Origin of the sequence: Tabrizicola aquatica (assembly GCF_002900975.1) — a bacterium.
In the GTDB taxonomy this organism is placed as follows: domain Bacteria; phylum Pseudomonadota; class Alphaproteobacteria; order Rhodobacterales; family Rhodobacteraceae; genus Tabrizicola; species Tabrizicola aquatica.
In genome coordinates this window covers 111,758-126,096 of sequence record NZ_PJON01000003.1, presented here as the reverse complement: position 1 = coordinate 126,096, position 14,339 = coordinate 111,758, and the positions used below count along the sequence as shown (strand labels likewise).

The 14,339-nt window shown below is 65.7% G+C and carries 13 protein-coding genes; 10 read left to right on the top strand and 3 right to left on the bottom strand.

What is annotated here, in order from left to right:
- Window positions 1-22: 22 nt before the first annotated feature.
- The gene (locus CXR42_RS12335; protein ID WP_103257874.1) at window positions 23-1,156 is read right to left on the bottom strand and encodes an aromatic ring-hydroxylating oxygenase subunit alpha; all 1,134 of its coding nucleotides are present in this window, start codon (window positions 1,154-1,156) and stop codon (window positions 23-25) included.
- A gap of 66 nt (window positions 1,157-1,222) precedes the next feature.
- Window positions 1,223-1,864: an SGNH/GDSL hydrolase family protein gene (locus tag CXR42_RS12330; protein ID WP_103257873.1), complete on the bottom strand. Its 642-nt coding sequence runs from the start codon at window positions 1,862-1,864 to the stop codon at window positions 1,223-1,225.
- 140 nt (window positions 1,865-2,004) lie between these two features.
- On the opposite strand from CXR42_RS12330, the gene CXR42_RS12325 reads away from it, so the two are divergent.
- The 9 genes from CXR42_RS12325 to CXR42_RS19360 all read left to right on the top strand — a co-directional run bounded on the left by CXR42_RS12325 (window position 2,005) and on the right by CXR42_RS19360 (window position 11,108).
- Entirely contained in the window at window positions 2,005-3,069 is a 1,065-nt protein-coding gene (locus tag CXR42_RS12325) for a LacI family DNA-binding transcriptional regulator (protein ID WP_103257872.1), read from the top strand.
- A gap of 159 nt (window positions 3,070-3,228) precedes the next feature.
- The gene (locus CXR42_RS12320) at window positions 3,229-4,545 is read left to right on the top strand and encodes an ABC transporter substrate-binding protein (RefSeq protein WP_103257871.1); all 1,317 of its coding nucleotides are present in this window, start codon (window positions 3,229-3,231) and stop codon (window positions 4,543-4,545) included.
- Between the two features lie 99 nt (window positions 4,546-4,644).
- Window positions 4,645-5,589 carry a carbohydrate ABC transporter permease gene (locus tag CXR42_RS12315; RefSeq protein ID WP_103257870.1) on the top strand — a complete coding sequence of 315 codons (945 nt, stop codon included), beginning with the start codon at window positions 4,645-4,647 and terminating at the stop codon, window positions 5,587-5,589.
- Window positions 5,586-6,527: a carbohydrate ABC transporter permease gene (locus CXR42_RS12310; RefSeq protein WP_103257869.1), complete on the top strand. Its 942-nt coding sequence runs from the start codon at window positions 5,586-5,588 to the stop codon at window positions 6,525-6,527. Before CXR42_RS12315 ends, CXR42_RS12310 begins: the two co-directional genes overlap by 4 nt.
- A gap of 73 nt (window positions 6,528-6,600) precedes the next feature.
- The gene (locus CXR42_RS12305; protein WP_103257868.1) at window positions 6,601-6,789 is read left to right on the top strand and encodes a hypothetical protein; all 189 of its coding nucleotides are present in this window, start codon (window positions 6,601-6,603) and stop codon (window positions 6,787-6,789) included.
- Window positions 6,790-6,792: 3 nt separating this feature from the next.
- Window positions 6,793-7,887 (top strand): ABC transporter ATP-binding protein, encoded by a 1,095-nt coding sequence (locus CXR42_RS12300; RefSeq protein ID WP_103257867.1) that lies wholly within the window; start codon window positions 6,793-6,795, stop codon window positions 7,885-7,887.
- Window positions 7,880-8,872: an ABC transporter ATP-binding protein gene (locus tag CXR42_RS12295; protein ID WP_103258259.1), complete on the top strand. Its 993-nt coding sequence runs from the start codon at window positions 7,880-7,882 to the stop codon at window positions 8,870-8,872. The genes CXR42_RS12300 and CXR42_RS12295 overlap by 8 nt, the downstream gene beginning before the upstream one ends.
- Before the next feature lie 12 nt (window positions 8,873-8,884).
- A complete protein-coding gene (locus tag CXR42_RS12290) occupies window positions 8,885-10,507 on the top strand; it encodes a dihydroxyacetone kinase subunit DhaK (protein WP_103257866.1) in 1,623 nt (540 codons plus the stop codon).
- A gap of 229 nt (window positions 10,508-10,736) precedes the next feature.
- On the top strand, window positions 10,737-11,108 hold the full coding sequence (locus CXR42_RS19360) for a hypothetical protein (RefSeq protein ID WP_146038063.1): 372 nt from the start codon (window positions 10,737-10,739) through the stop codon (window positions 11,106-11,108).
- A gap of 268 nt (window positions 11,109-11,376) precedes the next feature.
- On the opposite strand, the gene CXR42_RS12285 is transcribed toward CXR42_RS19360, so the two are convergent.
- On the bottom strand, window positions 11,377-12,291 hold the full coding sequence (locus tag CXR42_RS12285) for a DMT family transporter (protein ID WP_103258258.1): 915 nt from the start codon (window positions 12,289-12,291) through the stop codon (window positions 11,377-11,379).
- Between the two features lie 75 nt (window positions 12,292-12,366).
- Between CXR42_RS12285 and ade the strand changes: the two genes are divergently transcribed.
- A complete protein-coding gene (ade, locus tag CXR42_RS12280) occupies window positions 12,367-14,067 on the top strand; it encodes an adenine deaminase (protein ID WP_103257865.1) in 1,701 nt (566 codons plus the stop codon).
- Window positions 14,068-14,339: the final 272 nt, after the last annotated feature.

Genomic DNA, 14,339 nt, shown 5'->3' with positions numbered 1-14,339 from the left:
CGCCGGGCGGCTGGGTCAAGCCCTAGGGCATCCGGCTGGAGATATAGCGGGCGAAATCGTAGTTCGGCCGTTCCAGATGGCTAAGCGCCCCGGGACTGGACAACCCTGCGCAAAGCCCACGGTAGACCCGCTCGACACAGCCCTTGTCCTCGACGTTCACGTCGTCGAGCAAGGCCTTCAGCGTCCCGAAATGCGCATCCGCCTGCGGGTCGGCCGCCCAGTCTGCCGCCATCCCGCCCCCAAACAGCACATGCACCTGCCCCGGCCCCCTGGGCGTCAGGCTGAGGTACCAGAAATACCCCGGCGTCAGCGTGATCATCAGCGCCGGGTAGATCGACAGCAGCCAGGTGATCCGCCGCTGGTCGCCCTGCAGCCGCGTGTTGGACGGATGCGCCAGCGACAGCGGGATCGTGTCGTTCTTCATGATGTAATGGTAGTTGAAAGCGCCAAGCCCCTCGGGGCAGGTCATCTGCATCAGATCGACCGAGCCGCCGATGGTCCCCTCGTGGCAGACGGGCAAATGGTAGCTTTCCATGAAATTCTCGGCCAGCACCTTCCAGTTGGTGTCCCACAGGAACTCTTCCCGGAAGGCCTCGACATAGCTTCCCATGTCCAGATAACCGACCAGATCTTCCACCTCCGACAGCGCCTCGCGCGGGGGGGGCGCGTCGGGGTTGAGGGTGACCAGGATCCAGCCCAGCCAGTCCTCGACCCGGACCGAGGGCAGCTTCACATCCTCTTTGCAGAAGCTTTCGTTCTTCCCCATCGCCGGCGCCCCGCGCAGCGAGCCATCCAGATTGTAGGTCCAGGCATGGTACGGGCAGACGATGGACCGCACATTGCCCCGGCCTTCCAGCAACGTGCTCATCCGGTGGCGGCAGACGTTGGACATCCCGCGCAAGGCCCCCTCCCGGTCGCGCAGGATGATCACCGGCTCGCCCGAGATTTCCATCGTCAGATAATCGCCGGGGTTCGGCAGCGCGTCTGCGCGACCGGCACAAAGCCAGTCCTTGGCGAAGATGTGCCGCTCTTCCGCCTGGGCAAATTCGGCGGATGTGTAGACGGCCTTCGGCATCGCCCGCGCCCGTTCGAACGGAAGCGCGACATTGGCGCGCAGCTCGGCGATGGCGGACAGGGCGGGATCATGGCGGGTCATCGGCACCTCCGGGTCTGACCGCAGTCTGCGGCAGGATCGGCGTCGCGCAAAGCGCTTTCCGCGACATCAGACCGTGAAATGCGACCGGATCGCCGCCGCAAAGGCCTGGGCCAGGGCCGGGTTCGCCTCGGCGTCATAGTGGATGCCATCGACGGGCGAGACCTTGACCACCTGCCCCGCATCCAGGAACGGCACCCCGACCCGCCTCGCCGCCGCTTCGATCTCGCGCGCCAGGGCCACCGACTTGGCCGCCCCGCCCGCGAACATCCCCGCCAGACAGCCGACCTCCATGATCGGCGGCGGCGCGACCAGCAGCACCCCCGGCGCGCCGTTTCCCGGCCCCGCGCCCGAGGCGAGGATCACCCGCACCAGCCGCTCCAGCGACAGGGCAATGTCGCCGGCATTGACCGAGAACCGCTCCTTCAGGTCATTGGTCCCCAGCATCACCAGCACCACATCCACCGGCCGGTGGCTTTCCAGCAGCGCCGGCAGCACCGTCAGCCCGTTGCGATGCGCGCCCTCGACCGGGTCGTCATGCAGCGTCGTGCGGCCCGGATGCCCCTCGGCGATCACCTCCCAATCGGGCAGCAGCCTTGCCAGCCGGCCCGCCCAGCGTTCGTCCCGGTCGAACCGGCCGCCGAACCCCAGGTCCGGCAGCGGCATCGTGCCGTGGGTGTTGCTGTCGCCGAAAAGAAGCAGCGTGCGCATGGTGTCCTCCCCTGTCGCCCGGCAGGATGCACCAGCCTCTGGCCTAAGTTGAAGCGGATTCCGCAGCCCTGGCGCCGGTTTCGTGATTGACGTACCTCAGGCCCCGTTTGATAATCGCAGCCAGAAGATGGGGGCTGACCGTGCGGCCGACCGTGAACGACATTGCGCGCGAGGCGGGCGTCAGCCTGGCCACCGTGGACCGGGTGCTGAACGCCCGGCCCGGGGTGCGGGAAAAGACCGTTCAGGCGGTCAACGACGCCATTGCGCGGCTGGGCTATGTCCGCGACCTGACCGCAGCCAACCTGGCGCGCAGCCGGACCTACCGGATCGCCGCTGTCCTTCCCGACACGGAAAGCCAATTCATTCAATCCCTTGCCGCCGCGCTGCAAGAGGCGGGCCAGGCCGCCGCGACCAGCCGGACCGAGTTGCGCCTGCACCGCTTCCCGGCCGAGGACCCGCATGCGCTGGCGGCGCTCCTCGCCGATCTGCCGGGCAAGGGCTATGCCGGCGTGGCACTGATGGCCCCCGAAACCCCGGTCCTGCGCGATGCGGTCCGCAGCCTGCGGGCCAAGGGCGTGCCCGTGGTGGCACTGGTCTCGGACCTGCCGACCACGGGGCGTGACCATTTCGTCGGCATCGACAACCGCGCCGCCGGGCGGACGGCTGGCGTCCTGATGGGTCGCTTCCTTGGCAATGCCGGGCAGGTGCTGGTGCTTGGCTCCTCGCTTCTGGCGCGCGACATGGTCGAACGCCGCCGTGGCTTTGACGAGGTGATGCTGCGCGACTTTCCGGGGGTCGAGGCGCTGCCCTCGCTGGAAACCCACGGCTCCAGCCGGCTTCTGCGTCAGGCCGTGGCCGAGCGACTGGCCAACACCCCCGGCATCCGCGGGATCTATGCGATGGGCGACGGCCACCGCGCCCTGACGCAAGTTCTTGACGAGATTGGGCAATCGGGAAAACTGATCCTCATCTGCCACGAGTTGACGCTGCATTCCCGCCAGGCGCTCCAATCGGGCGAGATCACCGCCGTCATCACCCAGAACCTTGGGCATCTTGCCCGCTCCACCCTGCGCGTCCTGCGCGCCAAGGCGGACAGCCAACCGCTGGACGAGGGACAGGAGCAGATCCGAATCGAGATCGTCCTGCGCGAGAACCTGCCCCTGACCGCCGATTCGGAGACCACAACCGCCAGCGACGCGGCCTGAGCTAGGCGCCAAATCGCTTTGAATCCTTGGCCCAACCGCATTTTGAGGTACGTTCCTCAAAAATGCTTTACAGACCAGACGACCCGTGCCTATCGTTACGTCAATCCAAAGAAGGCCCGGCATCCGCACGGGTCCGAACTCAACCACCGGGAGGACTGCATGAAACGGACAACTCTGGCCGCATCTGCGGCTGTTGCGCTGGCCTGGGCCGCTCAGGCCAATGCGCAAGCCAACGAACTGACGCTGTGCTGGGCCGCATGGGACCCGGCGAACGCCCTGGTCGAGCTTTCGAAGGACTTCGAAGCCCAATCCGGCATCACCATGAAATTCGAATTCGTGCCGTGGCCGAACTTCGCCGACCGCATCCTGAACGAGCTGAACTCGGGCGGACAACTGTGCGACCTTCTGATCGGCGACAGCCAGTGGCTGGGTGGCGCGGCCGAGAACGGCTGGTACGTCAAGCTGAACGACTTCTTCGCCGCCGAAGGCATCAGCATGGACGACTTCGCCCCGGCGACCGTCTACGCCTACTCCACCTGGCCGAAGGGAGAGCCGAACTATTACGCCCTGCCCGCCATGGGCGACGCGAACGGCTGGTTCTACCGCAAGGACTGGTTCACCAACCCCGAGATCATGGCTGCCTACAAGGAAGCCACCGGCCAGGACCTGCGCGAACCGCAGTCGCAAAAGGAACTGCTGCAGATCGCCCAGTTCTTCCAGGGGCGTGAGATCGACGGCAAGACGGTCTACGGCGCCTCGATCTTCACCGAGCGCGGGTCGGAAGGCATCACCATGGGTGCGACCGGCGCGCTCTATGCCTGGGGATTCAAGTACGAAAACACCCCCGGCAGCTATGATATGGAAGGGGCCGTGAACTCGCCTGCCGCGGTGGAAGCCCTTGAATTCTACAAGGAACTTTACAAGACCGCGACCCCGCCCGGCTATGACAACGCCTATATGGAACAGTCCCTGGACGCGTTCAAATCCGGCCAGGTCGCCATGGCGATGAACTGGTTCGCCTTCTTCCCCGGCCTCTATGCCGACCCGACGACCGGGGGCGACAAGATCGACTTCTTCGTGAACCCGGCCCAGAACGTCGCGGCCTCGACCCTTGGCGGCCAGGGCATCAGCGTGGTGGCGAACACCGACAACATGGACGGCGCGCTGGCCTACATCAAATGGTTCGCCGACGCGGAAGTGCAGAAGAAGTGGTGGGCCGCCGGCGGCTATTCCTGCCACAAGGCGGTGCTGGAAGACCCCAACTTCGTGAACACCGCCCCCTTCGCCGGTGACTTCCTGCAGGCGATGGGCGGCGTCCAGGACTTCTGGCAGGAACCGGCCTATGCCCAGCTTCTCCTCGCCATGCAGGAACGCGTCCACAACTACGTCGTCGCCGACCAGGGCACCGCGCAGGAAGCCCTTGACGGCCTGATCGCCGACTGGACCGAAGTCTTCGAGGACGAAGGCAAGCTCTGATCCAATATTCCCCCGCCCGTCATCGGGCGGGGGCCCTCTCCTCGCAGCCACCCTGCCCGCCGGGCAAGGGTCCGGGGCCGCATCCCCTGGGATATCCACATGCCAAACCCGATCGAAGCCGCCGCCCGGGCCACGCCCGCCCCCATCGCCCGCAAGGTTCGGGGTCTCAGCGACCGCGCCATCGCCTGGATCTTCGTGGCGCCGACGATCTTCCTCCTCCTCGCGGTCAACATCTTCCCGCTGATCTGGACCGTGCGGCTTTCCTTCACGAACTACGCCGCCAATCGCCCCAACCGCGAGGTGGAATGGGTCGGCCTGCGCAACTACACCCGCATCCTCACCGATGAGGGCACCTGGGCCACCATGCAGACCACCGCGCATTTCCTGTTCTGGACCATCGCGCTGCAAGTGGTCCTCGGCTTCACCCTCGCCTGGCTGATCAACCGCAAGTTCAAGGGCAACGACCTGCTGACCACGCTGATCGTGCTGCCGATGATGCTGTCCCCCGCCGTCGTCGGCAACTTCTGGACCTTCCTCTACCAGCCGCAGATCGGCCTCGTGAACTATGTCGTCGAACTTGTGACCGGCATCCCTGCATCGTCCTTCTCGATGCTCGGCCCTGGCGGTCTTGCCCCCTGGTCGATCATCATCGTCGACACCTGGATGTGGACGCCCTTCGTCATGCTGATCTGCCTCGCCGGCCTGCGCTCGATCCCCGACTATATCTATGAGGCGGCCGAGGTCGACCGCGCCTCCAAATGGCGGCAGTTCTGGACCATCACCGTGCCGATGGTGTTGCCTTTTCTCATGTTGGCGGTCCTCTTCCGCGGCATCGAGAACTTCAAGATGTTCGATATGGTCAACCTCCTCACCGGCGGCGGCCCGGGGAACGAGACGCTCCTCACCTCCATCGACCTCAAGCGCGAAGCCTTCGAGAAGTGGCGCACCGGCTATTCCAGCGCCTATGCGATCATCCTGTTCGTGACGGTTTTCGGCCTGGCCTCGATCTACGTGAAGGCCCTGAACAAGGTGAAAGAAAGATGAGCGCCTATTCCGTCACCGAACCCTCGAAAGCCTCGAAATGGGTCGCCGCCGCCTTGGTCGTGCTTTACACGATCATCACCCTTTTGCCCCTGGTCTGGATCATCTCCACCAGCTTCAAATCCGGGCCCGACAGCATTTCCTATCCGCCGAAAGTGCTGTTCGAACCCGCGCTCGAAGGCTACGTCAACCTCTTCACCACCCGCACCCGCATCGCGGCCGAGGATTTCGCCGCCCTGCCCCCGCCCGAGACCTGGTATGACCAGATCGTCCGCGATCAGGGCATGGTCATCGCCGGGCAAAGCCGGTTCGGCGAACGCTTCCTGAACTCGGTCATCATCGGCTTCGGCTCGACCTTTCTGTCGATCTTCCTCGGTACGCTGGCCGCCTATGCCTTCAGCCGCTTCAAGGTGCCGCTGAAGGATGACCTTCTCTTCTTCATCCTCTCCACCCGGATGATGCCGCCCATCGCCGTCGCGATCCCGATTTACCTGATGTACCGCGAGCTTGGCCTTTCCGACACGCATCTGGGCATGATCCTGCTCTACACCGCCGTGAACATCTCGCTCGCCGTCTGGCTCCTGAAAGGTTTCATCGACGAGATCCCCCGCGAGTATGAAGAGGCCGCGCTGATCGACGGCTACACCCGCTTTCAGGCCTTTCGCAAAGTCGTGCTGCCGCAGGCCGCAACCGGCATCGCAAGTACCGCGATCTTCTGCCTGATCTTCGCCTGGAACGAATACGCCTTTGCGGTCCTCCTGACCTCGGGCAACGCCCAGACCGCGCCCCCGTTCATCCCGACGATCATCGGCGTCGGCGGCCAGGACTGGCCCGCCGTAGCCGCCGGGGCGACGCTGTTCCTTCTGCCGGTGATGATCTTCACCATCCTGCTGCGCAAGCACCTCCTGCGCGGGATCACCTTCGGAGCCGTCCGCAAATGACCCGATTTTTCTGCGAAAAATCCCGTCCCACCCCCGAGTTTTCGCAGAAAACTCGTCGCACCGGGGGGCGCGAATGACCGCCTTCCTCACCGGCCTCCTCCGCCTCCGCCGCGGCCCGTGGGAGATGCTTGCCACCATCCTCATCGCCCTGGGCGTCGTCATGCTGATGCAGCCCTTCTTCCTCTGGGCCTATACCTGGTCCTTCCTCGTGACCCTGACCGGCACGGTGATGTTCATCATCACCAGCCACTTCCCGGAGTAAGCCTTGGCTGAAATCGTCATCAAGAACCTCCGCAAGGAATTCGGCGCCTTCACGGCCGTGCAGGGCTCGTCCTTCACCATCAGGGACGGCGAGTTCTTCATGCTGCTCGGCCCCTCCGGCTGCGGCAAGACCACCACCTTGCGCATGATCGCCGGGCTGGAGTTGCCGACCTCTGGCCAGATCCTGATCGACGGCGAGGACGTGTCGATGCGCCCCGCCTCCCAGCGCGACATCGCCATGGTGTTCCAGATGTTCGCCCTTTACCCGCACATGAACGTGCGCAAGAACATCGCCTATCCGCTGGTCAGCCAAGGCGTCCCCAAGGCCCAGGTCGCCGCGAAAGTGGCCGAGGTGGCGAAGATCCTGCGGATCGACCACATGCTCGACAGCCCCGTCGGGGGCCTCTCCGGCGGCGACCGCCAGCGCGTCGCCCTTGGCCGGGCAATCGTGCGGAACCCCAAGGCCTTCATGATGGACGAACCCCTCGGGGCGCTGGATGCCGAATTCCGCGAGATCATGGCCGAGGAACTCCGCGCCCTCCACGACCGGATGCATGCCACCACCGTCTACGTCACCCATGACCAGCTTGAGGCGATGCAGATGGGCGACAAGATCGTCGTGATGAACCACGGCGTGGTCGAGCAGTTCGGCACCCCGCAGGACATCTACGACCACCCCGCGACCCTGTTTGTCGCCGACTTCATCGGCAGCCCCGCGATGAACTTCCTGCGCTTCGACGGTACATCCCCCGCCGGGGCGACCGCCGTCAGCATGGGCGACACTCTCGTCGCCCTGCCCCAGTTGCAGGAAACCGCCACGGGTTCTCTCGTTCTCGGCGTCCGCCCCGAACATGTCGCGCTCTCCGACACCGCCCCCCTACGCGGCCGGATCGAAGCGGTGGAATACCTCGGCACCACACAGATCGTGACCCTTTCTACCCCCTTCGGCCCGGTGAAAGCCCGCACCCCATCCACCCAACCCGCGCGCACCGGCGACCTAACCGGCCTTTCCCTGAACGCCCCCCGCCTGTCGCTCTTCGACGCCACCACCGGCCGCGCCTTCCGCACCGCCGCCAATGCCGGGGTCCACCATGGCTGAAGTCACGCTTTCAAACCTGTCCAAGTCCTACGGCGCGACCCAGGCCCTTCAGGACGTCTCCCTCACCATCCCCGACGGTGCCTTCGTCGTCCTCCTCGGCCCCACCGGCGCGGGCAAAACCACGACGCTAAGGCTCATCGCCGGCCTCGACAAACCCGACGCCGGAGACATCCGCATCGACGGCGCATCGGTCCTGCAAGACACCCCCGCCCAGCGCGACGTGGCGATGGTGTTCCAGCAATATTCGCTCTACCCCCACCTCACCGTGCGCGAGAACCTCGCCTTCCCGCTCCGCTCCCCCATGATCGCGATGCCCGAGGACCAGATCGCCAAGCGCGTCGCGGAAGTCGCCGAAGTCCTCCGCATCCCCCACAAGCTTGACAACAAGGCCACGGCGCTTTCGGGCGGAGAGATGCAGCGCGTCTCCATCGGCCGCGCCCTTGTCCGCAACCCCCGCATCTACCTGATGGACGAACCCCTTTCCTCCCTCGACGCCAAACTACGCGCCGACCTCCGCGTGGAACTCAAACGCATCCACGCCGAGATGGGGGCGACCTTCCTCTACGTGACCCACGACCAGATCGAGGCGATGACCATGGCCACCCATGTCGGCGTCCTGGACCACGGCAAACTCGTCCAGTTCGGCACCCCGCGCGAGATTTACGAGGAACCCGTCTCCACCTACGTCGCCTCCCGCCTGGGCCAACCGCACATCAACCTTTTGCCCGCCGACGCCTTCCCCGGCGCACCGCCCAACGCCGCGCAAATCGGCCTTAGACCCGAACACATCCACACCGGCGGCGGCGCCCCAGCCACCATCACCCGTGTCGAACACCTCGGCGACCAGACCCGCCTCCACCTCTCCCTCGGCCCCCACAGCCTCATCACCTTGACCGAGCCGCACACCCCCCTCAAACCCGGCGAAACCCTCGACATCCGCCCGCAAAATCCCCTCTGGTTCGACGCCGAAGGCAACCGCATCTGAAAGGCCAGTGCCATGAAACAGTTCATGAATTCCCGCGACAGCCTCGTCACCGAAGCCATCGACGGCCTGCTCAGAACCTCCGGCGGCAAGCTTGCCCGCCTTGACGGCTACCCCCATATCCGCGTCGTCATCCGCACCGACTGGGACCGTTCCAAGGTCGCCCTCGTCTCCGGCGGCGGCTCCGGCCACGAACCCTCGCACGCGGGCTTCATCGGCCAGGGCATGCTCACCGCCGCCGTCTGCGGCGATGTATTCGCCAGCCCATCCGTCGACGCCGTCCTCGCCGGCATCCTCGCCGTCACTGGCAAGGCCGGCTGCCTCCTCATCGTCAAGAACTACACCGGCGACCGGCTGAACTTCGGCCTCGCCGCCGAACGCGCCCGCGCCTTCGGCCTCAAGGTCTCCATGGTCATCGTCGACGACGACATCGCGCTGCCCGACCTGCCGCAGGCCCGCGGCGTCGCCGGAACCCTCTTCGTCCACAAGATCGCCGGGGCGATGGCCGAATCCGGCGCCGACCTCGACACCATCACCGCCGCCGCCACCGCCGTGATCAAGGGCGCAATCTCCATCGGCATGTCCTTGGACACCTGCACCGTCCCCGGCTCCCCCAAGGAAGACCGCATCAGCGCCGGAAAAGCCGAACTCGGCCTCGGCATCCATGGTGAGGCCGGGATCGAACAGGTCGACTTCACCAGCGCCCGCTCTGCGATGCAGATGGTCGCCGAAAAACTCCTGCCCCACACCGGCCCCGGCGACCATGTCGCCCTCCTCAACAACCTCGGCTCCACCACCCCGCTGGAAATGTCGATCCTCGCCGAAGAACTCGCCCGCTCCCCCCTCGGCGCAAAGGTGAAATGGATGATCGGCCCCGCCCCCCTGATGACGTCGCTCGACATGCACGGCTTTTCCGTCTCGCTCCTCCCCGTCGACCACGCGCAAGTGACCAGCCTCGCCGCCCCCGTCGCCCCCCACGCCTGGCCCGGCCTCTCCCCCTTCGGCGCCGTGACCGTCCGCCCCCTCCCCGACGGCCTCGCCCCGATCCAGCCCGTGCCATCCGCCCACCCCGCCCGCCGCGCCCTTCTGGAGCGCTGCTGCAAGGCCCTGATCGCGGCCGAGGCTGACCTCAACCAACTCGACGCGAAATCCGGCGACGGCGACACCGGCAGCACCCTCGCAGGGGCCGCCCGCGCCCTCCTCTCGGCCCTCGACCGCCTCCCCCTCGCCGACCCGACCCAGCTTTACCGCGCCATCGGCATGGAACTGTCCCAAACCATGGGCGGCTCCTCGGGAGTCCTCCTCGCCATCTTCTTCGCCGCCGCCGGCGACGCGAGCGCCTCTGGCAAGACCTGGATCGGCGCCCTGACCGCCGGCCTCGACCGCGTTTGCCAAGTGGGAGGAGCCGCCCCCGGCCACCGCACCATGATCGACTCCCTCGCTCCCGCCCTTGCCGCGCTCCCACAAGGGGTGGCGCAAGCCGCCCAAGCCGCCCGCGAAGGCGCCAACGCCACCGCCCAGATGACCCGAGCCAAAGCCGGCCGCGCCACCTACCTCGCCGCCGACAAGCTCAAAGGCCACAATGATCCGGGGGCGGAAGGCGTGGCGCGGTTGTTTGAGGATTTGGCGAGGGGGTGACACCCCGCACCACCTGTCATCCCCACCCCGTCTGCTATCCCCGCCAACGCCGGGATCTACTGCGCCGACCCGTGCCGCCATCGTAGGATGCGCTACAGCGCACCGTCCGGTTATGGTATATTTGCACGGTACCAGCCGAAGTTTTCGAACTTCAGTAGTTATTGCACCACTTGCGACGCAAAGTTCATGGGCGTATTGGCTTTAATGCGGTTTGGCGAAAGGTGTCCGAATGAAGCGACTTGTCGTGGCGTCAATTATTTTCTTATTTTGTTCAAGTGTGTTAGCGCAGGTAAATTCACTTGTAACGGATGGAAAACGTCCGTTTTCAGAAGGCGTCCTCAAAGGATACATCGTTCAGAACGGGAACAAGACGCTGTGCAAGGACCCATATGTAATTGGGCAGCATATTTCGTGCGCAGAAGAGATCTCAATCGATGGAAACCATTGGAAATCTGAAAGTAAGAAGCAGGTTTGGGTCGATACAAACGGAGTACTTGGTGCAATGATTGTTGTTGATGCCAAGGGCCGCGTTATTTGCAGAGATCCGATGGTCAGCCTTCAGTTTCGCGGACCAGACAGCTACATCTTCTGTCAAAACTAACAAGCGAGGTTGGATCGAAAGGGCTGCAAGTGTTTCCCTCCCCAAATATCCCACGGGGGTCCGGGGGTGTGAAACCCCCGGCCGCCAGCCAGAGGCGAGGCCCTTGCGGCCCCCCAGAACCGCCACCCGCCAAAGGCGCCTCCCTCCCCCCTCCGTGGGGGAGGGCCGGGGTTGGGGGGCGCCTGCCCCAAACCCTAACACCCGGTTAACGCCCGCGACCAACCCCTTGATTCCACTATGAATCCAAAGAATGTCCACCGTGGACACCTCACGGCGTCATCGCCTTCCTCTGCCGCGCCCGCTCCAGCCCCAGCTGCCGCTCCCGCCAGATGATCAGGATCCCCGCCGTCACGATCAACGCCGCCCCGCCCAGCATCGGCAGGGTCGGAACCTCGGCGAAGATGAAATACCCGATCCCCAGCGCGAACAGCATGGAGGCATAGTCGAACGGGGCCACCAGCGAGGCATCCGCCTCCCGGTAACTCGACGTCAGCAGGATCTGCCCCACCCCGCCCAGAAGGCCCGCCAGGACCAGAAGCCCCGCCTCCCAGGGGTCGGGCCAGACCCAGCCGAAGGGCAGCGTCACCAGCGACAACAGGGTCGCGGTCAGCGAGAAGTAGAACACGATCGCCGGCGTCGCCTCGGTCTGGACCAGCTTTCGGACGAAGACCTGCGCCAGCGCCGCAAAGACCGCCCCGCCCAGGACCAGCATCGCCCCGAAAGCCTCGGCAATCCCCGCCGCACCCGGGGCCAGCGACAGGCGGGGGGCCAGCACGATCAGGACCCCCGTCATCCCCAGCGCGACGGCCGAGATACGGAAGGCCCGCACCTCCTCGCCCAGGAACATCGCGGCGAAAATGACCGTCAGCAGGGGGGCTGCATAGCCGATCGCAGTGACCTCGGGCAGCGGCAGGTAGCCCAGCCCGGCGAACCCCAGCCCCATCGCCAGCGTCCCCACCACCCCGCGCCAGAGGTGGCCCATCGGGTTCGCGGTTTTCAACCCCGTCCCCAACTCGCGCCGCAGCGCCAGCCAGACCAGGATCACCGGCATCGCGAAGAAGGACCGGAAGAACACCGCCTGCCCGGCCGGGACATGGTCGGCCGTGGCCTTGATCAGGCTGGCCATGACGATGAACACCAGGACAGAAGCCAGCTTGAAGGCAATGCCGCGCAAGGGGCGCATGTTCGGGTCCGCAAAAGCCGCGGCCTCTGGACGCCGCATCGGCTTTCAGGTTCCCTGATCGGAAAGGAGAATGCCATGCCGAAAGCGCCGCTTGCCGACAGAATTGATCAGGGCCGGGGTCTGGTGCCGGCCGATCTGGTGCTGAAGGGGGGCCGGGTCTTCGACCTGGTCACCGGAGACCTGGTGGAAACCGACGTCGCGATCTGCGGCGACACGATCGTGGGGGTCTTTGGTAGCTATCAGGGCCAGAGGGAGATCGACGTCGCGGGCCGCATCCTGGTCCCCGGCTTCATCGACACGCACCTGCATGTGGAAAGCTCGCTGGTCACCCCGCATGAGTTCGACCGCTGCGTCACCCGGCGCGGGGTGACGACGGCGATCTGCGACCCGCATGAGATCGCGAATGTCTGCGGGATGACCGGCATCCGGTTCTTCCTCGACTCGGCCGCGCAGCTGGTGATGGACCTGCGGGTGCAGCTGTCCTCCTGCGTGCCCTCGACCCATATGGAAACGACGGGCGCGCAGCTGGTGGCTGCCGATCTGGTGCCGTTCATGGACCATCCGAAGGTCATCGGGCTGGCCGAATTCATGAACTATCCCGGCGTGCTGATGAAGGACGCAGGCTGCCTGGAGAAGCTGCAGGCCTTCCAGGGCCGCCATATCGATGGCCATGCCCCCCTGCTGCGGGGGAACGATCTGAACGGTTATATCTCGGCCGGGATCAGGACCGAGCATGAGGCGACAACTTATGACGAGGGGCTGGAGAAGCTGCGCAAGGGGATGCGGGTGCTGATCCGCGAAGGGTCGGTTTCAAAGGACCTGCACGCGCTGGCGGGGCTGCTGACGGAACGGTTCTCGCCCTACCTTGCCTTCTGCACCGACGACCGCAACCCGCTGGACATCGCCGAGCATGGGCATCTCGACTACATGATCCGCACCGCGATCGAACTGGGCGCGCCGCCGCTGGCGGTCTATCGGGCGGCCAGCCTTTCGGCGGCAGAGGCGTTCGGGCTGAAGGACCGCGGGCTGATCGCGCCGGGTAAGCGGGCGGATATCGTGGTGATCGACAGTCTGGAGGGCTGCCACGCCAACCTGGTACTGGCGGGCGGCGTGGTGGCGGACGCGGCGGCCTTTGCGGCGCGGGGGGTGACGCCGCCGGTGGCGCGGCATTCGGTGAAGGCACCTCCGATCCGGGCCGAGGATTTCCGCACCGGCGGCAATCGGGTGGAGACGCCGGTGATCGGTATCCTGCCGGGCAAGATCATCACTGAACACCTGACCTTCGATATCGCCCCACAGGACGGGGACAAGCGGCCGGATCTGTCCCGCGACCTGGTGAAGATCGCCGTGATCGAGAGGCACGGGGTGAACGGGAACCGGGCGACGGGGTTCGTGAAGGGGTTCGGGCTGACGAGGGGGGCCATCGGGTCCACGGTCTGCCACGACCACCACAACATCGCCGTCGTGGGGGCGGAGTATGGGGACATGGCGCTGGCGGCGACCCGGCTGAGCGAGATCGAGGGCGGCTTCGTCGTCGTCGAGGGCGGGCGGGTGCTGGCCGAGCTGCCGCTGCCGGTGGCGGGGTTGATGAGCCTGGGAACCTTCGAGGAGGTGCGGGAGGGGCTGGTGGCCCTGCGGGCGGCGGCGCGGTCCCTGGGGGTCACGCTGGAGGAGCCGTTCCTGCAGCTGGCTTTCCTGGCCCTGCCGGTGATCCCGCATCTGAAGATCACCGATATGGGGATGGTCGATGTGGACCGCTTCGAGGTGATCCCGTGAGGGCTGTCCACGCTGGACAAGGGACTCCGGTCCATTGGAATCAAGGGCTTGCCGGCAAGCGTTAGGAATGCGTTAGGGATGTTTCGCGGCCAGATGTCTGGCCGATCAGCCGCTTTTGCGAACTGGGTCGGGGAGATTGGCAAGGCTCATTGCGGGCTGAGGAGGAGCCGCTCTGAAGCCCGGTCTACGGGGCCGTTTCGGGCGGGATCGCGTTTGCAACGGTCCGGGGCATCGGGCCGTTAGGGCGCAAGCTGGCGCTGGATTCCGGGCGA

Bases quoted from the DNA above. Each gene is read 5' to 3' on its own strand.
- CXR42_RS12290 (WP_103257866.1), top strand. From the start codon at position 8,885: ATGAAACAGTTCATGAATTCCCGCGACAGCCTCGTCACCGAAGCCATC.
- CXR42_RS12285 (WP_103258258.1), bottom strand. From the start codon at position 12,291: ATGCGCCCCTTGCGCGGCATTGCCTTCAAGCTGGCTTCTGTCCTGGTG.
- CXR42_RS12305 (WP_103257868.1), top strand. From the start codon at position 6,601: ATGACCGCCTTCCTCACCGGCCTCCTCCGCCTCCGCCGCGGCCCGTGG.
- CXR42_RS19360 (WP_146038063.1), top strand. From the start codon at position 10,737: ATGAAGCGACTTGTCGTGGCGTCAATTATTTTCTTATTTTGTTCAAGT.
- CXR42_RS12330 (WP_103257873.1), bottom strand. From the start codon at position 1,864: ATGCGCACGCTGCTTCTTTTCGGCGACAGCAACACCCACGGCACGATG.
- ade (WP_103257865.1), top strand. From the start codon at position 12,367: ATGCCGAAAGCGCCGCTTGCCGACAGAATTGATCAGGGCCGGGGTCTG.
- CXR42_RS12310 (WP_103257869.1), top strand. From the start codon at position 5,586: ATGAGCGCCTATTCCGTCACCGAACCCTCGAAAGCCTCGAAATGGGTC.
- CXR42_RS12335 (WP_103257874.1), bottom strand. From the start codon at position 1,156: ATGACCCGCCATGATCCCGCCCTGTCCGCCATCGCCGAGCTGCGCGCC.
- CXR42_RS12320 (WP_103257871.1), top strand. From the start codon at position 3,229: ATGAAACGGACAACTCTGGCCGCATCTGCGGCTGTTGCGCTGGCCTGG.
- CXR42_RS12315 (WP_103257870.1), top strand. From the start codon at position 4,645: ATGCCAAACCCGATCGAAGCCGCCGCCCGGGCCACGCCCGCCCCCATC.
- CXR42_RS12295 (WP_103258259.1), top strand. From the start codon at position 7,880: ATGGCTGAAGTCACGCTTTCAAACCTGTCCAAGTCCTACGGCGCGACC.